Origin of the sequence: Shewanella sp. MM_2022_3, from assembly GCF_022557375.1 — a bacterium.
Taxonomy (GTDB): Bacteria; Pseudomonadota; Gammaproteobacteria; order Enterobacterales; family Shewanellaceae; genus Shewanella; species Shewanella xiamenensis.
Genome location: NZ_JAKZGV010000064.1, coordinates 1 through 21,786, shown reverse-complemented (window position 1 = coordinate 21,786; position 21,786 = coordinate 1). Strand labels below are relative to the sequence as shown.

Annotated in this window: 22 protein-coding genes and 1 pseudogene; 18 read left to right on the top strand and 5 right to left on the bottom strand. The window is 45.9% G+C overall.

What is annotated here, in order from left to right; all coding sequences use genetic code 11:
• The 3 genes and pseudogenes from MMG82_RS19795 to MMG82_RS19785 all read left to right on the top strand — a co-directional run.
• Window positions 1-67, top strand: a pseudogene (locus MMG82_RS19795) (IS200/IS605 family transposase); the annotation flags it as partial.
• A gap of 89 nt (window positions 68-156) precedes the next feature.
• Window positions 157-507 (top strand): VOC family protein, encoded by a 351-nt coding sequence (locus tag MMG82_RS19790; RefSeq protein WP_241407320.1) that lies wholly within the window; start codon window positions 157-159, stop codon window positions 505-507.
• Window positions 482-691, top strand: coding sequence for a DUF1289 domain-containing protein (locus MMG82_RS19785; protein WP_241407319.1), 210 nt, complete (start codon window positions 482-484; stop codon window positions 689-691). The genes MMG82_RS19790 and MMG82_RS19785 overlap by 26 nt, the downstream gene beginning before the upstream one ends.
• Before the next feature lie 72 nt (window positions 692-763).
• Here MMG82_RS19785 and cdd read toward each other — a convergent pair whose 3' ends face one another.
• Window positions 764-1,654, bottom strand: a complete 891-nt coding sequence (cdd, locus tag MMG82_RS19780; RefSeq protein WP_241407318.1) for a cytidine deaminase — start codon at window positions 1,652-1,654, stop codon at window positions 764-766.
• A 173-nt stretch (window positions 1,655-1,827) separates the two neighbouring features.
• Window positions 1,828-3,240, bottom strand: a complete 1,413-nt coding sequence (gene sbcB / locus MMG82_RS19775; protein ID WP_037419668.1) for an exodeoxyribonuclease I — start codon at window positions 3,238-3,240, stop codon at window positions 1,828-1,830.
• Between the two features lie 174 nt (window positions 3,241-3,414).
• Here sbcB and MMG82_RS19770 point away from each other — a divergent pair, with 174 nt between their 5' ends.
• The 3 genes from MMG82_RS19770 (at window position 3,415) to MMG82_RS19760 (ending at window position 5,583) form a co-directional block, all read left to right on the top strand.
• Entirely contained in the window at window positions 3,415-4,218 is an 804-nt protein-coding gene (locus MMG82_RS19770) for a hypothetical protein (protein ID WP_037419670.1), read from the top strand.
• Between the two features lie 34 nt (window positions 4,219-4,252).
• On the top strand, window positions 4,253-5,068 hold the full coding sequence (rlmA, locus tag MMG82_RS19765) for a 23S rRNA (guanine(745)-N(1))-methyltransferase (protein WP_241407317.1): 816 nt from the start codon (window positions 4,253-4,255) through the stop codon (window positions 5,066-5,068).
• A gap of 305 nt (window positions 5,069-5,373) precedes the next feature.
• Window positions 5,374-5,583, top strand: a complete 210-nt coding sequence (locus tag MMG82_RS19760; RefSeq protein WP_011072720.1) for a cold-shock protein — start codon at window positions 5,374-5,376, stop codon at window positions 5,581-5,583.
• Window positions 5,584-5,920: 337 nt separating this feature from the next.
• Here MMG82_RS19760 and MMG82_RS19755 read toward each other — a convergent pair whose 3' ends face one another.
• Together MMG82_RS19755 and rne are read right to left on the bottom strand one after the other, a co-directional pair.
• Window positions 5,921-7,480 (bottom strand): SulP family inorganic anion transporter, encoded by a 1,560-nt coding sequence (locus MMG82_RS19755; protein ID WP_037427309.1) that lies wholly within the window; start codon window positions 7,478-7,480, stop codon window positions 5,921-5,923.
• Window positions 7,481-7,623: 143 nt separating this feature from the next.
• On the bottom strand, window positions 7,624-10,914 hold the full coding sequence (gene rne, locus MMG82_RS19750) for a ribonuclease E (RefSeq protein WP_241407316.1): 3,291 nt from the start codon (window positions 10,912-10,914) through the stop codon (window positions 7,624-7,626).
• Between the two features lie 595 nt (window positions 10,915-11,509).
• Here rne and rluC point away from each other — a divergent pair.
• Both rluC and MMG82_RS19740 read left to right on the top strand, forming a co-directional pair.
• Complete coding sequence (rluC, locus tag MMG82_RS19745) at window positions 11,510-12,469, top strand: 23S rRNA pseudouridine(955/2504/2580) synthase RluC (RefSeq protein WP_069455170.1); 960 nt, start codon at window positions 11,510-11,512, stop codon at window positions 12,467-12,469.
• A 38-nt stretch (window positions 12,470-12,507) separates the two neighbouring features.
• Window positions 12,508-13,251 (top strand): HAD-IA family hydrolase, encoded by a 744-nt coding sequence (locus tag MMG82_RS19740; RefSeq protein WP_241407315.1) that lies wholly within the window; start codon window positions 12,508-12,510, stop codon window positions 13,249-13,251.
• 3 nt (window positions 13,252-13,254) lie between these two features.
• On the opposite strand, the gene MMG82_RS19735 is transcribed toward MMG82_RS19740, so the two are convergent.
• Window positions 13,255-13,839 (bottom strand): nucleoside triphosphate pyrophosphatase, encoded by a 585-nt coding sequence (locus MMG82_RS19735; RefSeq protein ID WP_081990957.1) that lies wholly within the window; start codon window positions 13,837-13,839, stop codon window positions 13,255-13,257.
• A gap of 284 nt (window positions 13,840-14,123) precedes the next feature.
• Here MMG82_RS19735 and yceD point away from each other — a divergent pair, with 284 nt between their 5' ends.
• The 10 genes from yceD to MMG82_RS19685 all read left to right on the top strand — a co-directional run bounded on the left by yceD (window position 14,124) and on the right by MMG82_RS19685 (window position 21,625).
• Window positions 14,124-14,648, top strand: a complete 525-nt coding sequence (yceD, locus tag MMG82_RS19730) for a 23S rRNA accumulation protein YceD (protein ID WP_011072716.1) — start codon at window positions 14,124-14,126, stop codon at window positions 14,646-14,648.
• Window positions 14,649-14,665: 17 nt separating this feature from the next.
• Window positions 14,666-14,836, top strand: a complete 171-nt coding sequence (gene rpmF, locus MMG82_RS19725; protein ID WP_011072715.1) for a 50S ribosomal protein L32 — start codon at window positions 14,666-14,668, stop codon at window positions 14,834-14,836.
• Between the two features lie 15 nt (window positions 14,837-14,851).
• Entirely contained in the window at window positions 14,852-15,880 is a 1,029-nt protein-coding gene (gene plsX, locus MMG82_RS19720) for a phosphate acyltransferase PlsX (protein ID WP_037419691.1), read from the top strand.
• Between the two features lie 9 nt (window positions 15,881-15,889).
• Window positions 15,890-16,849, top strand: a complete 960-nt coding sequence (locus MMG82_RS19715) for a beta-ketoacyl-ACP synthase III (protein WP_241407314.1) — start codon at window positions 15,890-15,892, stop codon at window positions 16,847-16,849.
• A 104-nt stretch (window positions 16,850-16,953) separates the two neighbouring features.
• The gene (gene fabD, locus MMG82_RS19710; protein ID WP_047536711.1) at window positions 16,954-17,880 is read left to right on the top strand and encodes an ACP S-malonyltransferase; all 927 of its coding nucleotides are present in this window, start codon (window positions 16,954-16,956) and stop codon (window positions 17,878-17,880) included.
• A 9-nt stretch (window positions 17,881-17,889) separates the two neighbouring features.
• Complete coding sequence (gene fabG, locus MMG82_RS19705; protein ID WP_011623152.1) at window positions 17,890-18,636, top strand: 3-oxoacyl-ACP reductase FabG; 747 nt, start codon at window positions 17,890-17,892, stop codon at window positions 18,634-18,636.
• 163 nt (window positions 18,637-18,799) lie between these two features.
• Window positions 18,800-19,033, top strand: a complete 234-nt coding sequence (gene acpP, locus MMG82_RS19700; RefSeq protein ID WP_006081231.1) for an acyl carrier protein — start codon at window positions 18,800-18,802, stop codon at window positions 19,031-19,033.
• Window positions 19,034-19,242: 209 nt separating this feature from the next.
• On the top strand, window positions 19,243-20,481 hold the full coding sequence (gene fabF, locus MMG82_RS19695) for a beta-ketoacyl-ACP synthase II (protein ID WP_037427243.1): 1,239 nt from the start codon (window positions 19,243-19,245) through the stop codon (window positions 20,479-20,481).
• A gap of 179 nt (window positions 20,482-20,660) precedes the next feature.
• A complete protein-coding gene (locus MMG82_RS19690) occupies window positions 20,661-21,029 on the top strand; it encodes a hypothetical protein (RefSeq protein WP_037419714.1) in 369 nt (122 codons plus the stop codon).
• 116 nt (window positions 21,030-21,145) lie between these two features.
• A complete protein-coding gene (locus MMG82_RS19685) occupies window positions 21,146-21,625 on the top strand; it encodes an acyl-CoA thioesterase (RefSeq protein WP_037419717.1) in 480 nt (159 codons plus the stop codon).
• The last annotated feature ends 161 nt before the right edge of the window (window positions 21,626-21,786 follow it).

Below are 21,786 nucleotides of genomic sequence, written 5' to 3'. Positions count from 1 at the left end.
CCGTAGATACGTTAGGCATCAAGAGAAAGTAGAGCGGCAAGAGCAGGGTCAACTTGCTCTTGAATAAAGGCCCCCTTTTAGGGGGTTAAAACAAAGCCACCTTCTTTAGAAGGTGGATTCTTTACTGATTAAGTTATTCATTGGGCAGGGAAGATTATGAATCGTCATCACACTATCAATTATTTAGAGATTCCAACATCTGATATTGATTGTTCTAAAGCGTTTTTCAATACTGTATTTGGTTGGCGCTTTGAGGATTATGGCCCACAGTACAGTTGCTTTATCGATGCGGGAATAACGGGTGGTTTTTATCAAGCTGAGGTTTGTTTTACCCTAGAAAAGGGCTGTCCCCTGATTGTGCTATACAGTAAGACCTTGGAAGAAACTTTAGCCGCCGTGAACGCGGCTGGCGGCACCATTAGCACTGAGATTTTTAGCTTCCCAGGTGGTCGACGTTTCCATTTTATCGAGCCTGCGGGCAATGAATATGCGGTCTGGTCAGAATAACAGTATTTATCAGCCCTGTGTACGAAATTGCTGTCTCGATCAGCAGGATATCTGCATGGGGTGTTTTAGGCATCTTAAGGAGATTTTGGCGTGGCGAAACATGACAGAGGAGCAGCGAAGCGCATGTTATCTTAAAATGGCTGAGCGCAAAGCCGTTTTTATGGCAAAACGCCCTAGTAGCTAAAATAGGCCAAAGCATCGCGGCGCAACTTAAGTCAATACCTAAGTATAAAAATAGAAGCGCCGCGTTAACTGGCTAGATAGGATCAACCACAATATGTTCGAGTTCTATCACGGCAACAGCATGCAATGCATCCATCGCTGCGCCTACTAAGCTGATTTTACCTTGGGAGGATTCCACCAATACCGCGCGGCGGATCTCACCAAAATCACGATTATGCCGAGTCAGATTCGATAGCGCCATTTGCATTGGGAGCATCGATGGGTTAAACGCGGCGTTTTCAGCGTAGCGACCACAGTAGGTTGCGCCATCCGCGGTTTCTAATACAACCGCCGCATAGCTTTGGGTATAAGGTGCATAGCTTAAGCCCGCATGATCTAAGGCTTCAATTACCATAGGATCACTGCTATCGAGTGCAAATTCAGTTTCCTGCTTGACTAACAGCGGTGACTGAACATTTAAGTCTTTTGGCCCAAATGCATAGGGCAGATAATAGGACAATAAATGGCTATCCTGTGATGGCAAATGGATCTTGATTTGGCCGCCTTCGACTAATTCATTCATAAACTGACGGCAATGACCGCAGGGACTGGCGTTCACTATCATATCCACAATCTGGCTTTCGCCGCTAAGCCACGCGTGACTAATAGCGCTTTGCTCTGCGTGTACTGAGTGGAAGAGGGCTTCGCCAGGCAGTTCTAAGTTGGCACCCATATAAATGTCGCCACTTTTTCCTTTGGCAATTGCACCAACATAAAACTCACTAATGGGTGGTTTGGCTAAGGCGGCGGCAATAGGTAACAAAGCCAGTAACACCTCAGATTCGGTCATATTGCTGCTTTTGACTAACTCTGCCAGTTGCTGTGCATCGATATGTCCCGCAAAACCTTGATGTAATAAGGGAATTAATGCGTCAGCCAATGGGGTTGGCAGCTGGGTTATGCTTCGGATAAATCTATCTTGCATTTCCCGACTCCTTGTTTGTTAAGTTCATGGAAGAACATTCTAGTAATTTTGTTACAGTATAAATGCGAGTTAGTTCGCGTTTATGGTTCAATTAAGCGCCGGTTAGTTAACATCTGAAAGAAGTTATCAATCATAGGCGCTAAATCAACAAAAAACATGGGCTATTTTGTGGTCTACAATCCACGCAAATAGTGGCACAGGGCGGTGAGTAGTTTTTGTTTATGCTCATCGCCTTCGGTATCTTGCAACAAATGTTCAAGTTTGAGCAGATAATCCTGATCGGCCAAACGCTGCTGACAGAAGGTGCGCCAGCGATGGGACTCTTGATCATCAAGTAATTCGGGATAATTGCGCGCCCGATAACGGAATAGCATTTCTGGGATGCGTCCATCATCAAATTGCAAATCAAGTGCGGCTAAATTTTGAGGTAAGGTATGGCGAATGATCTCCATCTTGGCTTTATCGGCAGGGCTGAAAAATCCACCCGAATACAACATTAAGTCAGGATCCTTGGAGGTTACTTCGCCGTCATGCTCAAACAGTTGCGCCAGCTTCTCCCGTAATTCCGGGTGAGACTTTAAGCGTTTGTATTGTTCTCTGGCAAAGGCTTTATCAATGTTGAGTCTTTCTGCCTGCACATCATCTAAAATTTTGGCCGAAGTAATAAAAGGGCATTTGTTAAGATGCACCTGTTTAACTGGGATGGGTAACTCATCCTCGGCAAGCTCCGCTCTGGGCGTGTACATGCGCGTTTTTATCTGCTCGACATCCAGCTCAAACAGTGGACTTAAATCCATCGCTAAATTCACGCAAATAATGGCATTTTTGTTACTTGGGTGGTGTGCAACGGGGGCGATAAGGGTTGTACAACCGTGCATTGCACTTATCTTCGAACTGACATGGGCAAGCGGTAGCATATTTAATACGTCAATTTGCGCGCTGACGGCTTGTTTACGGCGCAATTCAAAATAGTACTGATATAACTTAGGTTGCTTTTCTTTTATCAGTTTTGCCATTGCGATGGTGGCGTAAACATCTGACATGGCATCGTGCGCTTTTTCATGGCTTAAACCATTAGCTTGGGTCAGATGTTCCAGTTTAAAACTGGGTGAACCGTCTTCTTTTAATGGCCAATGGATACCGTCGGGTCTAAAGGCATAACAAGCCCTCACTAAATCAATGATATCCCAACGCGTATTGCCATTTTGCCATTCGCGGGCATAAGGATCGATAAAGTTACGGTAAAAGCCATAGCGGGTGACTTCATCGTCAAATCGTAACGAGTTATAGCCAGCGACACAGGTATTAGGTTGGCTGAAGAGAGTATGGATACGCCCCATAAACTCGGTTTCAGGTAAACCTTTTAAATTGGCTAGTTGTGGCGTGATCCCTGTAATTAAAATCGCTTCGGGTGAGGGCAGGTAATCCGTTGATTGTTTGCAGTAAAAAGTCTCTGGCTCACCGATAATGTTAAGATCTAAATCGGTACGGACCCCGGCAAATTGGGCGGGTCTATCTTGGGCTGGGTTGGCACCGAATGTTTCATAGTCGTGCCAAAAAATACTTGGCTGAGATGCTGTATACATAATTTCAATCAAATGACGGTTTTGTCGAATGATAGCATCTTAGCCGTTAAACTCACCCCAATATTGATCAGCAAAAACCTTGATGGATAAATTATATTGAAAAGAGAAGCGCTTAACAGGTGATCTTTACCACGATTGGCAGTTACAATTCCCATTGAACAGGGGATCAGTCTTATGCATCATCAATATCTCAATCAACCTATGATACTCGATGTCGTACAGACCTCGTCATTGATCATAACGTTACCAAGCAACATGAGTGATTTTATTGTGCTTGAAACGATGGGAGCTCCCCTACTTGAGCTGATTGTAGTTTCACAAACGCCACCACAGATTGCAGTGCGCCTTCAACCGATTTTAGGGCTAACACTAAACACAACTTCTGTTGTAGACGCAGGGCTAAGTGCTCCTGTATCAAGGTGCTTGGGTCAAGGCGTACGGCTTTATCATCGAATGGGGACTGCCCCTAAATTTGTTGCCCAAGAGCTTCGGGCAGGAATTTTAATTAAAGTTGATGTGAGAGAAAGTGTAACATTCTCTTTGCAATCGGCATCAAAGTTCGAGTTTGTAACACTTGAATCCGACGTCAGAGGCTTACATGAGCCGAGAGTACTGATGATGGCTAAGGCTATTCTTGCTAGGGAGTACGATTACGGTGCGACATCGGAATCTCTTGCGGTTTACCTCACCGAAATTGAGCAGATAAGATTGGAGTTACAAGCATTTTTACGGGGTGAACTTGGTCAATACCATACTGGCTTAGCTGAAGAGGCCGTACGATTAGATCCATTACTACAACAGAAGCGCCAATGGCTTTTTCGAACTTATACCCACATGTTTGAGCGCCCGAGCTTTAGTCGCGCCGCAAATGATAGTCAGAATATCGACAAAGCCTTAAGGAAACTTGAGTGTTTTGAGCTGCTCGCTTCTCCTGAATTACTGCAAATGGTCGAGCGATTAATGGAAGATGAGATATAAGCTTGACATCCCCCATTTTAAATAGAGTTAATCAATGCAATATATATGTCCTTTGTGCGCGTTACCCCTCACCCTAACACAACGAACTTGGGGATGCCCGCAGGCACACAAGTTTGACATGGCGAAAGAAGGTTATGTCAATTTGCTTCCCGTTCAGAAAAAAAACTCGAAAGATCCAGGTGATAATCAGCAAATGATGTTTGCTCGTCGGGAGTTCTTAAATGCGGGTTATTATCAAATCTTAAGTGATAGAGTTAATCAACTGGCACTCCAATATGCCAGTAGTGCACAGCAGATCCTTGATATAGGTTGTGGTGAGGGGTACTACAGTCATCGTTTATATAATGCCCTTGTTGCTCATCATTTTTGTTATTTACAGGGCGTTGATATCTCTAAGTCGGCAATAAAATATGCAGCCAAGCGCTATCCTAACTTAAGCTTTTGTGTAGCGAGTGCCTATGAAATGCCGATTCCATCTAATAGCATTGATTTAGCGATTCGAATTTATGCACCATCAAAAGTAGAAGAACTTCAGCGGATCATGGCACCTAGCGGCATTCTTATCACGGTATCGCCTGGGCCTTTGCATCATTTTGCGCTAAAACAACAGATTTATGACCAGCCAAGATTGCATCCTGAGTCTGAGGCCAGAATTGATGGATTTGAATGCCTACATCAAGAGCGGCTTAGCGCGCAACTCGAGCTTAATGACAGTAAAGATATCGGCAATTTTCTCGAAATGACTCCCTATGCGTGGAAGTTTACCGCAGAGCAGAAACAAGCATTTTCTCAGAGCGGATTAAGCTGTGAGTTAGATTTCCAGATTGAAGTACATCGCATTTCAGTCTAGGGGCTGATTTTAACCTATTGAAATAAATTATTTAAAATGCTTTACTGTCAACGCTTAAGCCGTAAGAACATATTGTTCTGCGAGCCGGTAGCAAAACCTTAAAAGGCTTTGTTTAAATAAATTTTTCAAAGTGTCGCAGTATGTTGACTTATCTTTAGAATGGTTTATAGTTTTACTAGCTTGAAGGTTGGGCTTATATTTATGTGTTCAATACGACCCGTTCGTCCTGTAAACATAAGTAATACCGGCATTTTCCAGCTCCACCGCCGTTAAGGCTTTAATTTTTTATTTACAGGATTTATATCATGTCTCAAGTAACTGGTGTAGTTAAGTGGTTCAACTCTGACAAAGGTTTTGGTTTCATCGAGCAAGAATCTGGTCCAGACGTATTCGTTCACTTCCGTGCAATCAACTCTGACGGTTTCAAAACTCTTGATGAAGGTCAAAAAGTGTCTTTCACTGTGACCCAAGGTCAAAAAGGTCCTCAAGCTGAAAACGTAACCGTAATCGGTTAATTTTCAGTGCTGTTAGCCTAGACGCTAATAGCAATGGATTTAAGAGCTGTGGTTTTTACCATAGCTCTTTTTATTTGTGCTGTTTTATCTTAATACTTACATCTCTCATTTCTATCATTTCTCTCACTTTTAAGACCTCGTTCAGATTAATCTGCTGTTAGCTGTTATCATTTTTCCCGTGAATTTTGTTTATTTCGCTGTTAACGATATTAATAAATACATAAACTTGGCTTGAAAACTGACTATTTACGTACGCGAACATTCAGGGCGATAACTGTCAGCCCACAGCCATATTGCAGTGCCGTGGACCGTTGCTTAAGGATGGATAGTGACTTCATTAGGAGTCGAGTTTATCATCCGCGACTTTATAATGTGGGTCATCCAACAGATTCACTTCAACAAGATCACCTGCCTTATGAAGTAAGGCTTTACAATCAGCACTTAAATGCACCAAATGTAGTCTTTTGCCTATGGACACATAACGCTCTGCAAGCGTATCAATCGCTTCTAAGGCAGAGTGATCGGCTACGCGAGAAAACTTAAAATCGATGACGACATCCTGTGGATCCTGTGAAGCATCAAATAACTCGAGGAAACTCGCGACAGAACCGAAAAACAGTGGTCCATTAAGCTCATAGACTTTCCAGCCTTGAGAGTTTTGAGTCACTTTGACGCTAATGTGTTTCGCATGCTGCCAAGCAAATACCAGCGCGGATACCACCACTCCCACAAATACAGCAAAGGCGAGATCAGTAAACACAGTTACTGTGGTTACAAGAACGATCACAAAGGCATCATGTTTGGGCACTTTGCCCATAAACTTAAAACTTGCCCATTCGAATGTGCCGAGTACAACGATAAACATCACCCCAACGAGGGCTGCTAACGGAATAATTTCGATAAAGGCTGCACCAAAGAGAATAAATGCCAGTAGGCCAATGGCCGCGGTAATCCCTGATAACCTGCCGCGGCCACCAGAATTAATATTAATCATCGATTGACCGATCATGGCACAACCACCCATAGCCCCAAAAAAGCCGCTGGTGATGTTACCTACACCTTGGCCAATACATTCTTTATTGCTGCGTCCTCGGGTATGGGTCATCTCATCGATAACCGTCAAGGTTAACAGGGATTCGATTAATCCGACTGCGGCTAAAATAAAGGAATAGGGCAGAATGATATAGAGCGTCTCAAGGTTAAAAGGTACCTGTGGGATTGCAAAGCTTGGGAGTGAGCCTGCAATTGTCGCATTCTCGTCACCACTCATAGTCTTGAGAAAATCCAATACGTTACGAGTATCAAGATCAAAGCTGACGACAATAGCCGTGACGCTAAGAATTGCGACCAACGAGGACGGTATTGCAGTGGTCAGCTTAGGCAAGAAATAAATAATTGCCATGGTTAATGCTACGAGAGCAAACATCAGCAACAACGGCTCTGGTGGTAACCAGACTAAGTTTCCAGCAGTGTCTTTTACTTTAAACTGGCCAAGTTGTGCCAAAAAAATCACAATGGCGAGGCCGTTTACAAAACCTATCATCACCGGATAGGGTACGATGCGAATAAATTTCCCCAGTTTAAAGATGCCAGCGCTGATTTGGATTAATCCTGCCAGCACGACAGCCGCAAATAAGTATTGCACGCCATGTTCAACCACTAAGGACACCATGACCACGGCCATCGCTCCTGTTGCACCAGAAATCATCCCAGGTCGACCACCAATCAGTGCGGTGACCAATCCCATAATAAAAGCCGCATAGAGGCCCACCATAGGTTCGACATTGGCAACAAAAGCAAAGGCAACGGCCTCAGGGATCAGTGCGAGTGCGACGGTTAGCCCTGAGAGTATATCGGCTTTGTAGCTAGATGTTTTGTGGCGGAAGAGATCGAACATGAAACCTCTGTTACTGGTGTGTAGACAAAATAAGCCGCGCATACTATCAAATAAACTGATTGAGCTAAACTTGAAATATGCCTTAATTAGCTGAAAATAAAAAAGCCATGCAGATGCATGGCTTTTTAGATTGTGGAAGGGTCCTATGGACGAGCCATATCCGATTCAGCACTATTGCTGTGTTTCAGCTTAGGTTCAGTGGCTTCAGCGGTGGCGGTATTTTCATACTCACGGCCTTTAGGCACTTCAACCTGCGCTCTGACTTCTACCGTTGGTTTAGTCATTTCAGATGACACCATAGCACCAAAACGGCTAGACGCTTTCGGTTTGCTGACGACAACTTCCGTTGGTTGAGCCGTAGCAGCTTGCGCCATTACAGGTTTTGCCTGAGGTTTAACAAACGCTGCAGGTTTCGCCATCGGTGCTGATGCGACTGATTTTACCGCTTCTTTCGGCTCAGTCTTTTCTGTCACTGGTGTCACTTCTTCGGCTTTTGCTTCAGGAGTTATATCAGTCACTATTTGCATAGCCTCTGTGGCTTGCACTGCTGGTTCTGTTGCTGATTGTGGCTCGGCATCAGATGCTTTAACCGTTTCAGCGGCCTTATCGTTAACTACAGGTTTAGATGTGACTTCAGCGACAATAGCATCAGACTTAATTTCCGCGGAGGATTCAGTTACTGTGGTATCTGATACCGTGCTTTCAGTCGCTATGCTTTGAGAGACTGCGGCTTCAGTTGAGGAAATCACATCAGCAGTGTGCACAATCGGCGCTGGCTGCGTTGCTGTACTCTTCACTTCAACTTCAACTGCAACTGCAACCGTTTCAGCCACGGTTTGCTCTGTTAAGTTAGCCGTTTCAACAACTGCAGTTGGTGCTGGATAGTCTTGATCTTCGCCTAACGCATCATTAGGAATGAACTGCGCAGGAGCCGTTGTGCCTTGTTCATCTTCATCGCGGCGACGGCGTTGGCCAGCAGCTCGCAGATGGCGAGGACTACGGCGGCTACGACGTTGTCCATCACGGGATTCACGTTTGGCTTTGTCATCTGCATCAACATTTGCTTCGGCGTTATCTTCATCAATGGCCGCTGGTTGAGTGTCTAACTTAGCATCCACTTGAGTGTCTGCTTGGCTTTCAACAACAGGCATATCAACAATAGCATCGGCTGGCTTAGTTTCTACGACATCAGCAGCTTCTGATACTGTGGTGTCGCCGACCTCATTCGCAACCGTAACCTCTTTACGTGGCTGGCGGCGGCGCGGCGCTTTCACTTCTGGTTGAACTTCTACCGTGACATCCGCATTGATTGCAACCAACTCAGCTAAAATCGCTTCTTCCTGAATTGGCGTTTCTACAACATCTGTGGTGTTGTCGATACGAACTTTACGGCGCATATTACGGCGCTGACGACGTTCACGGACGACCTCTTGCTTTGGTGCTTCGTCTTGAACATCCGCAATCACTTCTTTAACTGCTTGATTGCGGGGTTTAGGCTCAGGCTTAGCACGTTTCGCACTTTCATCCTTTTCACGGATTGGGCGCTCTTGAGCTTGTGGTGCATCGGCGACTTTTTTGGCATTACGAGTACGTGGCTCGCGAGTACCTTCTTTCGCTTTTTCAGTATCTTGTGGATTGCGAGTACGGCGAGTGTCGTTACGACGATTGCGACGGTTGGCATTCGTGGCTTGACTGTCTTGCTTCTTAGTCTCGGTGCTCTTTTCTGCGACTGCGTTATCACTTGAGCTAAAGAAAGCACCAATTGCACTGAAGAGTTTACTGAAGAAACCCGGCTGTGCGGTTTCAACTTTGGCAACTGGTGCAGTGTCTTGTTCCACTTTTTGTGGAGCAGCAAAGCCTTTTAGGGCTGGAGCTGGCGCCGCAGTACGTTCCAGTTTACGTGGCTCGTACAATTTTGCTTCAGGCTGTTCAATTCGCTTGTAGCTGGATTCGTCGATTTCATCGTCGGTGCGGTGACGGATCACGCGATAATCTGGGGTCATCATATGCGGATCTGGGATCACATAGACTTCCACGTCATGGCGTTGTTCGGTGATACGAATCGCTTTACGTTTCTCGTTAAGCAGGAATGCAGCCACATCGACAGGCACAATGGCTTCGATTTGTGAGGTATTTTCTTTGATGGCTTCTTCTTCCATCAAACGCAGAATCGACAACGCTAAAGATTCAGTACTGCGGATAGTGCCTTGGCCATGACAGCGAGGGCAGATATGTGCAGCGGATTCTTCTAATGACGGACGCAGACGCTGGCGTGACATTTCCATCAAGCCGAAACGAGAAATACGACCTAATTGAACGCGAGCGCGGTCATGGTGCACGGCATCACGTAGGCGGTTTTCGACTTCACGTTGATGGCGCACTGGCGTCATATCAATAAAGTCAATAACCACTAAGCCACCTAAGTCACGTAGACGTAATTGACGGGCAATTTCATCGGCGGCTTCAAGGTTGGTGTTTAATGCGGTTTCTTCGATATCGCCGCCCTTGGTGGCACGGGCAGAGTTGATATCGATAGAGGTTAAGGCTTCAGTTGGGTCAATGACGATTGAGCCACCCGATGGCAGACGTACTTCACGTTGGAAGGCTGATTCGATTTGCGACTCGATTTGGAAGTGAGTGAATAACGGTACTTCAGCTTCGTAGAGTTTTACACGTTCAACAAAATCAGGGCGCACAAGTGCGATATGCTGTTTGGCTTCTTCGAAAATACGTGGATGGTCGATTAAAATTTCCCCGACATCACGGCGTAAATAGTCACGAATTGCGCGAACAATCACGTTGCTTTCTTGGTGAATGAGGAAAGGTGCGCCTTTGGTTTGCGCCGCTTCAGTGATCGCCGCCCAGTGGTGTTGCAGAACTTTTAAGTCCCACTTCAGCTCTGTCGACTCTTTACCCACACCAGCGGTACGGACGATAAGGCCCATACCAGCAGGGACTTCCAAATCGGCCATAGCTTCTTTTAATTCAGTGCGCTCATCCCCTTCGATACGGCGAGAAATACCGCCTGCACGTGGGTTGTTTGGCATTAACACTAAGTAAGAACCAGCAAGGCTAATAAAGGTGGTCAACGCCGCGCCTTTGTTGCCACGTTCTTCTTTGTCAATTTGAACAATAACTTCTTGTCCTTCACTGACGACTTCTTTGATGTTTGGGCGACCTTGGAATGAATAACCTTTAGGGAAATATTCTCTGGCAATTTCTTTTAATGGTAAAAAGCCGTGGCGATCAGCACCATAGTCTACGAAAGCGGCTTCTAAAGAGGGCTCTACGCGGGTGATCTTACCCTTGTAAATATTTGATTTTTTTTGCTCATGACCAGGACTTTCAATATCGAGGTCGTACAGTTGTTGCCCGTCAACGAGGGCAACACGCAACTCTTCTGATTGAGTTGCATTGATTAACATACGTTTCATGATGACGTCATTCTTCTTTAAATGGAGGTCATCAAACAATCGCGTTTCGTTGCATTACGGGCCTAGCTGTGGTGAACAAAGCCTCACGGCTGGTGAGCTAGGCAAGGTGCGCATTACTGTTAGACGCAGTCGCTGCGTGTCGCATCCTATTTATGGCTTATTTTTTAATGATTACAAAAACAAGGAATTCGTTGTAAAACATCAACCAACCCCATAAATTCTTTAATTTCGTTCCGGTAATGCCCAAGTCGAATCGGTTTGTCTGACGACAAGTTAAAATATATTTCGAAATCGGTGAGAAAAGCTTTAGATAAACCTTGATAAAGTAAGGTGAGATTCTCGATTTAATCGTAAAAAACGCATTTGTGGTATTTTTACTCAATATACGATTTGCAAATCAATGATTTGCTATCAAGAAAATCTTTTTTGATCTATAAAACTTTTCACTTGGGACAGGGAGTTTGTGAACACTTTATTCACGGCTTATCCCTAATCGCTGGTGAAATATAGCAATAATCAAAAAATTCAGCAATGGAAAGGCACAATTCTTGTGAGTTGTTGTACAATGGCCGCCGTTATAAGCAGATGGCACATCATGAATACAGAATCTCCACAGCAACAGGTGCAGTTGATCACCATTGACGAAGACCACCTCGACCAACGAATTGATAATTTTTTAATCACAGCGCTCAAAGGTGTACCTAAGAGCATGATTTATCGTATCGTCCGTAAGGGCGAAGTACGGGTGAATAAGAAGCGCATTAAGCCAGAATATAAATTACAAATTGGTGATGTGGTACGTGTGCCACCCGTGAGAATGGCTGAGTCTGATAATCGGACTGCGCCTTCGGCTAACTTGAGCAAAGTGTCGCAACTCGAAGATCGTATTTTGCATGAAGATAATCATCTTATTGTGCTCAATAAACCTGCAGGTATTGCGGTTCATGGCGGCAGTGGTGTTGATTATGGTGTGATTGAAGCGCTGCGCTCCTTACGTCCGCAACAGAAGTTTTTAGAGTTGGTTCATCGCCTTGATAAAGATACCTCTGGCGTACTGTTAGTCGCTAAAAAACGCAGTGCACTTAAACATATGCACGATCAACTGCGTTATAAAAAAATGCAGAAGGATTACTTAGCTTTAGTTAAGGGCGAGTGGTCGGCGCAGGATAAAGTGGTCAAACAACCTTTATTAAAGCTGACACTTAAATCCGGTGAGCGCATTGTGCGAGTCAATGCAGAAGGCAAACCATCAGAAACGCGTTTTAAAATTGTGCAGCGTTATCAAGGTTGTACATTGGTGCAGGCGAGTCCTGTCACGGGACGTACTCATCAAATTCGCGTGCATTGTCAATATGCCGGGCATCCCATTGCCTGTGATGATAAGTACAGTGAGCAAGCTTTCGATGACAGTATGCGCTCGCTTGGCTTGAGTAGATTGTTTTTACACGCGGCAGAATTAATGTTTATCCATCCTGAAAACGATGAAGTGATGCGGGTTTCTGCACCACTGGATGATAATCTGCAGCAACTGTTGAATAAGTTAAAGCGGGTTTAATTCCCGCTCCTCTATATACCCGTGGATAACCTTGAAGCATGAAGGCTGCCAACCATTCTACCCTGCGTAAATATGATTTAGTGATTTTTGATTGGGATGGCACTTTGATGGATTCCATCGGCAAGATCATTATTTGCATTGAGAATATGGCTAGGGCACTTGCGCTGCCTGTTCCTGCTGAGGCGGATATTCGTAATGTGATTGGCTTGTCGATGACGCAGGCGTTACAAGTGTTGTTTCCTTGCGGATTATTGTCTTCATCACAGCGATTTTCGGCGTTTCCTGAAGAGGATATGTCTACTGCTTCTATTGTCAGCACCGGCACTGAAGAGTGTTACATCACGATGCGCGCCGAGTTTAAGACGCAGTATTTGCATCTTGATACCACGCCAACGCCAATCTTCGACCAAGCACCACAATTGCTCGAATCATTATCTGCAAAGGGTTATCAGTTAGCCGTGGCGACGGGGAAGGCGAGAGCTGGTCTGGTGCGCGTGTGGGAACAATCTGGATTAGGGCATTACTTTATTGCCTCCCGCTGCGCCGATGAAGCGCAGAGTAAGCCCCATCCTGAGATGATCATCAGCCTATTGCAGGAGCTGGGCATTCAGCCTGAGCGTGCTTTGATGGTCGGTGACTCTTTACTGGATTTAACCATGGCAGCGAACGCAGGTATTGATAGCATCGGTGTGACTTACGGCGTCCATAGTGAGGCGGTATTACGACAAGCTAAGCCGATAGCATTGATTGATTCACCGCAGCAGCTCCTTATGCATTTATAAGCATTACGCTAATACATCTATGCCTTGGCTGAGCAGCATTTCCGTGAGTAAGATTAAAGGTAATCCCACGAGCGTATTAGGATCTCGTCCTTCTAAACGATTAAAGAGTGCAATGCCTAAACCTTCACTTTTAAAACTGCCTGCACAGTAAAACGGTTGCTCTTTATCCACATAAGCACTGATTTGTGATGCTGTAAGGTGCCGAAAATGCACTGTAAAAGGCTCAACTTGGGCATTCATTTCACCCGTTTGAGCATTATAAAGCGCAAGACCTGTATAAAAGGTAATGGCTTTCCCCGAGGCTTGACTGAGCTGCTTAATCGCATTATCGCGATTTAATGGCTTACCGATGATCTTGCCATCGATCACGGCAACCTGATCGGAGCCAATAATCAGACCATCAGGACAATATTTTGCACCAGCTTCTGCTTTTGCCTGCGCTAATCGTTGTACTAAGGCTTGCGCTGACTCATTAGGTAGTGAGGTTTCATCAACCTTGGGATCGCAGCACTCAAAGGGTAAGCCTAATTTGTTCAGCAGTGCTTGCCGATATACGGAGGTGGAGGCGAGGATTAACTGGGGCGTCATCATTAATAATCCATTAGAAAACTTCACTTATTGTCGCCAATCTGGATGATTGAATGCAAGCCGTGGCAACAGATGCTATCACTTTAGGAAGGTAATTGAGGATTCTTTCGGTGAATGCGGCTATTTTAGACGGCTTACGCTTGTGTGCCGCCCCCTGCTTGGGTAAAATTTCGCTTCCATTAATTCAATGTTGGGGCTAGAGAATCGCTTAAGTTGCAAACTGGGACTTAAGTAAGAAATTTTTCTTTGACTCTAGCGTTTTCAAACTATAATATGCGCGCCTTATGCAAACAGTAAAGATACCGGTTTCAATTGATCCTATTCGCGCCGCCTCGAGCCGTTCTACCTATGAGGGGATTGTGCCCGGGCAGCAATTGAAAAGATTAAATGAGTTATGTGCCGGCGACTGTTCCGATGTGGCAGTGTCGCTTGAATGTGGCGTAGATTTGCAGGGGATAGTCTACCTGAAAGGGAAGGCTGTGACGGAGCTCACTCTGGTTTGTCAACGTTGCATGACACTATTTACCACTGAGGTTACGGTCGAGTTTTGCTTCGGTCCATGCCGGACTAAGGCAGAAATCGATGAGCTCCCGGATGCGTATGACCCAATTGAGTGCAATGAGATTGGCGAAGTACGTCTGCATCAATTGATCGAAGATGAATTGATAGTCGCTATGCCCATCATCCCGATGCATGAAGAAACTGATTGCAATATCGGGTCAATGGATATAGTTGTAGGCGAGATCGAACCCGCTCAAGAGGAGCGTCCAAATCCGTTTGCAGTGTTAGAAAAACTGAAGAGCAAGTAATCTAGGAGACAGGGCCAATGGCTGTACAACAGAATAAAAAATCTCGTTCAAAGCGCGGTATGCGCCGTTCACATGACGCACTGAGCACTGCTCAGCTGTCTGTAGACGCTACCAGCGGTGAAGTCCATATGCGTCACAACGTGACTGCTGATGGTTTCTATCGCGGTAAAAAGGTAATCAACAAGTAATTTGTTGGTTTCCTAATGACGAGTCTGACGCTCGCGTTAGATGCGATGGGTGGCGATCATGGCCCCCACGTCACAGTGCCTGCAGCTTTGCGGGCACTAAAATCTCATTCTTCCCTTAAAATCATTTTAGTCGGTGATAAGACTGAAATAGATGTCTATCTGCACCAAGCAGAACAAGAGTTACTCTCCCGTATTGAAGTCATCCACACCGATGAAGTGGTGAGTATGTCTGACAGGCCCGTGCACGCTTTGCGCACTCGTAAAAATAGTTCGATGCGTTTATCAATTGAACTGGTGCGAGATGGACGTGCTGCTGCGTGTGTGAGTGCGGGAAATACCGGCGCGTTAATGGCGATGGCCAAGGTGCTGTTAAAAACCTTGCCCGGCGTGGACAGACCTGCATTGGTCAGTTGTTTACCCTCCGTGACGCAAAAGCCAGTTTATTTATTGGATTTAGGTGCCAATATTTCCTGCGATTCCGAAACGCTATTCCAATTTGCCGTGATGGGCTCAGTACTGTGTGAGGCCGTGGATAAAAAATCTCGCCCTAAAGTCGCACTCCTTAATGTGGGCACAGAAGAAATCAAAGGCAACGATCAGGTTCAACAAGCGGCACAAATACTGCAAAACACTGATCAGATTAATTACACCGGCTTTATTGAAGGTGATGAAATCTATTCTGGGAATGTTGATGTGATCGTTTGTGATGGTTTTGTGGGTAACATCACGCTCAAAACCTCTGAAGGCATTGCCAAGCTATTGGTACATCAGTTAAAACGGGGCCTAACCCAAGGTTTCTTCGTGCGTTTTTTGGCAAAACTCATCGCCCCCCGCATTCAGGCGGTTCTCAGCCAGATGAACCCCGACCACTATAATGGTGCAAGTCTGATAGGATTGCGCGGCATAGTTGTAAAGAGCCATGGAAATGCGGATGAAACTGCCTATTTACAAGCAATTAGTTTGGCAGTGACTGAAGCGCAACGTCGACTCCCCGAAATGATAAAAGATCGTTTGGAGTCGATTCTTTTAGATATAAATAACTGATTCCTCCTTATGCATACAAAAATTCTCGGAACTGGTAGTTACCTACCGGTGCAGGTGCGTAGTAATCAAGATTTGGAAAAAATGGTGGAAACCAGTGACCAATGGATTGTTGAACGCACTGGTATTTCAGAGCGCCGCATTGCAGCGCAAGACGAAACTGTCTCAACGATGGGCTATCAGGCGGCATTAAATGCGTTAGAGATGGCCGGTATCGAGGCATCAGATTTAGATATGATCATTTGCGGTACAACCAGTGCGGCAAATGCATTCCCTGCCGCGGCCTGCGAAATCCAAGCCATGCTCGGTGTGCATACCATTCCAGCCTTCGATATTGCGGCGGCTTGTTCAGGTTTTGTGTATGCCTTATCGGTTGCGGACCAATTCGTTAAAAATGGTACCGCGAAAAAAGTATTAGTGATTGGTGCTGACGTTTTATCCCGTCTGTGTGAGCCGGAAGATCGTACCACCATCATTCTGTTTGGTGATGGTGCTGGGGCGGTGGTTATCGGTGCTTCCGATGAGCCCGGGATTATTTCAACCCATATTTATGCCGATGGTCGTCAAGGCGATTTGCTTAAGTGCGCTTTCCCACCACGTCAGGGGGAAACCTCTGAAGCGGTTGGTTTTATGACCATGAAAGGCAATGACGTCTTTAAAGTGGCGGTGACCCAGTTATCCTATGTCGTGACTGAAACCTTGCGCCTGAATAATATCGATAAGTCGGAAATCGACTGGTTGGTGCCGCATCAGGCTAACTTCCGCATTATTAATGCCACGGCGAAAAAGCTAGACATGAGCTTAGATAAAGTTGTGTTAACCCTTGCTAAGCATGGTAATACCTCGGCGGCTTCGGTACCTATTGCTCTGGATGAAGCTGTGCGTGATGGTCGGATCCAACGTGGTCAGCTCTTGCTGCTCGAAGCCTTTGGCGCTGGTTTTGCGTGGGGCAGTGCGCTCGTCCGTTTTTAACCGTATCTGTATACGAATAAATTCCTGCTCATCGTTATCTTGGTTAGCTGTCCAAGATAACGGTTTAGTGTTCAATAAATTAAGTTCGCCATAGGTAATTTGATATGGAAAATGTAGCTTTTGTATTCCCAGGCCAAGGTTCACAGGCCCTAGGCATGTTAGCCGAACTGGCTGCTGTACAGCCGATTGTGGGACAAACCTTTGCCGAAGCGAGTGAGGTGTTAGGGTATGACTTGTGGGCATTAGTGCAAGACGGCCCCGTTGAAACCTTAAATGAAACCGATAAAACTCAGCCTGCTTTATTAGCGGCAAGTGTGGCGATTTGGCGTGCCTATGTTGCCTCTGGTAAAGCTATGCCTGCGATGTTAGCGGGTCACAGCCTAGGCGAATATTCTGCATTAGTTTGTGCTGGTGTCATCGACTTTAAAGATGCGATCAAACTGGTTGAGCTACGTGGTCAATTGATGCAGCAAGCCGTACCCGCCGGTACTGGCGCTATGTACGCGATTATCGGTCTAGATAATGACGGTATTGCTAATGCGTGTATTGAAGCCGCTCAAGGCGAAGTGGTAAGCCCAGTTAACTTCAACAGCCCTGGCCAAGTGGTTATCGCCGGTCAAAAAGATGCGGTTGAACGCGCTGCTGCGGCCTGTAAAGCTGCGGGCGCCAAAATGGCGGTAGCCTTGCCTGTCAGCGTGCCATCACACTGCGCATTAATGAAACCTGCTGCTGATAAATTAGCTCTTGCGTTAAACGATGTGCAGTTTAATGCGCCGAGCATCACCGTTATTAATAACGTAGATGTGGCATCACCCACTGCGGTTGCCGACATTAAAGATGCGCTGGTGCGTCAACTGTATTGCCCAGTACGCTGGAGCGAAACCGTTGAATTAATGGCCGAAAAAGGTATTACCCAGTTAGTTGAGTGTGGTCCTGGTAAAGTATTGACAGGTCTTGCGAAACGCATTAATAAATCTCTTTCTGCCCAAGCAGTTAATGACGTTGTATCCCTTGCCGCGTTAACTGAATAAGGAGTTTGTATGAGTATCAATCTGAGTTTAGCGGGCAAAGTTGCCTTAGTGACAGGCGCGAGCCGTGGTATTGGCCGTGCGATTGCCGAAACCTTAGTGGAAGCCGGTGCGATTGTGGTTGGAACTGCCACAAGTGAGAAGGGCGCCGCAGCAATTCAAGAATATCTGGGTGACAAAGGTTTTGGTTTAGTGCTTAATGTTACCGATAGTCAATCCGTCACCGATTTATTCGATTCGATCAAAGAAAAAGCGGGTGATGTTGATATTCTAGTCAACAACGCGGGTATCACCCGTGATAATTTGCTGATGCGAATGAAAGATGATGAATGGAACGATATCATCGATACCAACCTGACATCATTGTTCAGACTATCAAAACCTGTGATGCGTACCATGATGAAAAAGCGTTTCGGCCGGATCATCAATATCGGTTCAGTGGTAGGCACTATGGGCAATGCAGGTCAAGTTAACTACTCGGCAGCAAAAGCTGGTTTGATCGGATTTACAAAATCTCTTGCAAGAGAGGTTGCATCTCGTCAAATTACAGTTAATGCTATCGCTCCTGGATTTATCCAGACCGATATGACTGATGAGCTGACCGAAGATCAGCAAAAAGCTATCATGTCTCAGGTTCCGATGGAACGATTAGGGCAAGCGCAAGAAATTGCCAATGCCGTACTCTTCTTGGCGTCGGACTCTGCCGCTTATATCACAGGCGAGACTTTGCATGTGAATGGCGGAATGTACATGGTTTAAGGGCGGATGGCAGGGATACTGTCGCAACTGAGTAGTGATCTGTATCAATTGGTCGCTAAATTTCGTGGTTAGACCACGAAAACTAAGCTTGCATTGTCAGCCAAATCTAATAAACTACTCGCAATCTTACGCAAGTGCGTAATTTGAATAGGAAAGAAAACTAATGAGCAACATCGAAGAACGTGTAAAGAAAATCATTGTAGAGCAACTGGGCGTTAAAGAAGAAGACGTTAAACCAGCGGCATCTTTCGTTGACGATCTGGGTGCAGATTCTCTGGACACTGTTGAGTTGGTTATGGCTCTGGAAGAAGAGTTTGATACCGAGATCCCTGATGAAGAAGCTGAAAAGATCACTACTGTTCAAGCAGCGATCGATTACGTTTCTAAGAATCAGTAATTCTGAATTCTAGAGAACAGGCGGCAAATATGCCGCCTGTTTTTGTTTTATCCCCGCCTAATTCTGCAATAGTGCCATTCAATCGTCTCTGGAAGCTGTGTTGAATTTATCCATGAGATGCTCGCCGCAGATTGGCGAAGACATTTTAATGATAGAACCGCATTTGTCTGTCATAACTTAATCTATTTAGCATTCAAAAGGTGACTGCCGTGTCTAAACGTCGTGTAGTGGTAACCGGTTTAGGGTTAGTAACGCCCGTGGGCAATACTGTCGACACTACTTGGAAAGCCCTGCTTTCGGGTAAGAGTGGGATTGCGCCCATAACCAAATTTGATGCCAGCGAATTTACCACTCGTTTCAGTGGTTCAGTAAAAGATTTCGATGTTGAGCAGTACTTAACTAAAAAAGACGCCCGCAAAATGGACCTCTTTATTCAGTATGGTATGGCTGCGGGCATCCAAGCTATCCAAGACTCAGGTCTGGATATGAGTAAAGAAAACCCTGGCCGTGTGGGTACTGCAATCGGTGCTGGCATGGGCGGTATGTGGTTGATTGAACAAAACCACAGTGCGCTATTAAGTGGTGGCCCTCGTAAAATTTCGCCTTTCTTCGTGCCTAGCACCATCATCAATATGATTGCCGGCCATTTATCGATTATGTACGGTATGACGGGCCCTAACTTTGCCGTCACTACCGCCTGTACTACTGGTGTGCACAATATCGGTTTTGCGGCGCGCACTATCGCCTATGGCGATGCTGACGTGATGGTTGCCGGTGGGGCGGAAGATGTCACTTGCCCATTAGGTGTAGGTGGTTTTGGTGCCGCCAAAGCGCTGTCAACCCGTAACGATGACCCAACGGCGGCCAGTCGCCCATGGGATAAAGACCGTGATGGTTTTGTCATCGGTGATGGTGCGGGTGTGATGGTGATGGAAGAATACGAGCACGCGAAGGCGCGCGGTGCGACCATTTATGGTGAACTCGTCGGCTTTGGTATGAGTGGTGATGCGTTCCATATGACATCACCTCCAAGTGATGGCGCGGGCGCTGCGGCCGCTATGGTCAATGCAGTCAATGATGCTAAGCTGCCATTTGAAAAAATTGGTTATATCAATGCGCACGGCACTTCAACGCCTGCGGGTGATAAAGCGGAAGCGGCCGCGGTGAAATCTGTGTTTGGCGATCATGCCTACAACCTGCTTGTCAGCTCGACTAAGTCTATGACGGGTCACTTGCTGGGCGCTGCGGGTGCGGTTGAAGCGATTTTCACTCTGCTTGCGCTGCGCGACCAAGCCGTACCACCGACCATCAACCTCGATAATCCAGATGAAGGCTGTGATTTAGACTTCGTGGCGCACACTGCCCGTGATGTAAAGTTAGAGTATGCTCTGTGTAACTCCTTCGGATTTGGTGGCACTAACGGTTCATTGCTGTTTAAGAAAGTCTAAACAGCGGTTAGCTCGATAAAAAATGCGCCTACTGGCGCATTTTTTTTATGCTCGAATTGTGCCTAATATCACTTTCTAACCTGCTGATATCCAAATAGTTAACCTTTGTTCATCAAGCTTGTTTAATGCCCTTTGCCGCCGATAATGACAGGCATATTCTATTTAAAAGGAAATCTGTCATGTTAAACCCTCTGGTGATCCCGCTTGTGCCTATCGTTGGTGCCGTAACCGCAAATTTGACCGAATTAATTCGTGGTGAATCCAAAGCTTGGCATCCTAATATGGATATCGGCATGAAGACCTTCACCTTTGCGATTGCGGCATATGTGTTGGTGTGGTTCGCCTTATTGGTGACCGCCATCAGTGTCGGTGGTAGTAACCATATGTCATCGGGATTTGAAGTGATTGGGCTGTTTTTGGCTGGGTTGGGTGTTTACACTTATGGCAAGGGCACTCGCTTTGTTAGCAGTCAATTACAGCTGTGGTTGTATCGCCTGGCGTTGCCGGGATTATTACTCTCTTGTGGGCTGATAAGTTACTTTGGCTAAATCGGTTCTCTCCACTGAGACAATCGTAATTATCTTTACGCTATTGCGCATTTCTATCGTAAACTCAACTCATTGCAAAATCATTGAGCCACAGAGGCTGAATAAGTTGAGGTTATATGGCTGGTATCGATAGACAAATTACCCTGAGATTTTTGTCAGAACCCGCAGATGTGAATTTTGGTGGTAAGGTTCACGGTGGCGCTGTGATGAAATGGATTGACCTTGCAGCTTATGCCTGTGCTGCGGGCTGGAGTGGTAAATATTGTATTACCGCCTATGCGGGTGGAATTCGATTTGTTCAGCCTATCCTCGTGGGAAATATCGTCGAAGTCAGCGCTAAGGTGATTTATACCGGTAAGACCTCTATGCACATCGGTATTGATGTGCGGGCAGGGGATCCTAAGGTCTCTGAGCGTCATCTCACCACTCACTGTATCGTCATCATGGTTGCCGTGGATGAAAATGGTCAACCTACACCCGTGCCTGAATGGGTACCGCAGACTGAGTATGATATTCATCTGCGTGATTCCGCACTGCGCTTAATGGAAATGCGCAAGAAAATTGGCGCCGAAATGGAAGCACACGTACAAAAGTGATTTGGGTTAGTTATAAAAACAAAGGCGCCTCTGTGCTGTCTCTCATACACAAATCCCTGAACAATGCTCAGGGATTTTTTTTGAACTCATTCCCCGCATTGTGATCAGATCGTCTAGGGCTAAATATTCGAGGCGATTATGATGAAGATGATGGATCCAGA

Bases quoted from the DNA above. Each gene is read 5' to 3' on its own strand.
- MMG82_RS19790 (WP_241407320.1), top strand. From the start codon at position 157: ATGAATCGTCATCACACTATCAATTATTTAGAGATTCCAACATCTGAT.
- MMG82_RS19785 (WP_241407319.1), top strand. From the start codon at position 482: ATGAATATGCGGTCTGGTCAGAATAACAGTATTTATCAGCCCTGTGTA.
- cdd (WP_241407318.1), bottom strand. From the start codon at position 1,654: ATGCAAGATAGATTTATCCGAAGCATAACCCAGCTGCCAACCCCATTG.
- sbcB (WP_037419668.1), bottom strand. From the start codon at position 3,240: ATGTATACAGCATCTCAGCCAAGTATTTTTTGGCACGACTATGAAACA.
- MMG82_RS19770 (WP_037419670.1), top strand. From the start codon at position 3,415: ATGCATCATCAATATCTCAATCAACCTATGATACTCGATGTCGTACAG.
- rlmA (WP_241407317.1), top strand. From the start codon at position 4,253: ATGCAATATATATGTCCTTTGTGCGCGTTACCCCTCACCCTAACACAA.
- MMG82_RS19760 (WP_011072720.1), top strand. From the start codon at position 5,374: ATGTCTCAAGTAACTGGTGTAGTTAAGTGGTTCAACTCTGACAAAGGT.
- MMG82_RS19755 (WP_037427309.1), bottom strand. From the start codon at position 7,480: ATGTTCGATCTCTTCCGCCACAAAACATCTAGCTACAAAGCCGATATA.
- rne (WP_241407316.1), bottom strand. From the start codon at position 10,914: ATGAAACGTATGTTAATCAATGCAACTCAATCAGAAGAGTTGCGTGTT.
- rluC (WP_069455170.1), top strand. From the start codon at position 11,510: ATGAATACAGAATCTCCACAGCAACAGGTGCAGTTGATCACCATTGAC.
- MMG82_RS19740 (WP_241407315.1), top strand. From the start codon at position 12,508: ATGAAGGCTGCCAACCATTCTACCCTGCGTAAATATGATTTAGTGATT.
- MMG82_RS19735 (WP_081990957.1), bottom strand. From the start codon at position 13,839: ATGACGCCCCAGTTAATCCTCGCCTCCACCTCCGTATATCGGCAAGCA.
- yceD (WP_011072716.1), top strand. From the start codon at position 14,124: ATGCAAACAGTAAAGATACCGGTTTCAATTGATCCTATTCGCGCCGCC.
- rpmF (WP_011072715.1), top strand. From the start codon at position 14,666: ATGGCTGTACAACAGAATAAAAAATCTCGTTCAAAGCGCGGTATGCGC.
- plsX (WP_037419691.1), top strand. From the start codon at position 14,852: ATGACGAGTCTGACGCTCGCGTTAGATGCGATGGGTGGCGATCATGGC.
- MMG82_RS19715 (WP_241407314.1), top strand. From the start codon at position 15,890: ATGCATACAAAAATTCTCGGAACTGGTAGTTACCTACCGGTGCAGGTG.
- fabD (WP_047536711.1), top strand. From the start codon at position 16,954: ATGGAAAATGTAGCTTTTGTATTCCCAGGCCAAGGTTCACAGGCCCTA.
- fabG (WP_011623152.1), top strand. From the start codon at position 17,890: ATGAGTATCAATCTGAGTTTAGCGGGCAAAGTTGCCTTAGTGACAGGC.
- acpP (WP_006081231.1), top strand. From the start codon at position 18,800: ATGAGCAACATCGAAGAACGTGTAAAGAAAATCATTGTAGAGCAACTG.
- MMG82_RS19690 (WP_037419714.1), top strand. From the start codon at position 20,661: ATGTTAAACCCTCTGGTGATCCCGCTTGTGCCTATCGTTGGTGCCGTA.
- MMG82_RS19685 (WP_037419717.1), top strand. From the start codon at position 21,146: ATGGCTGGTATCGATAGACAAATTACCCTGAGATTTTTGTCAGAACCC.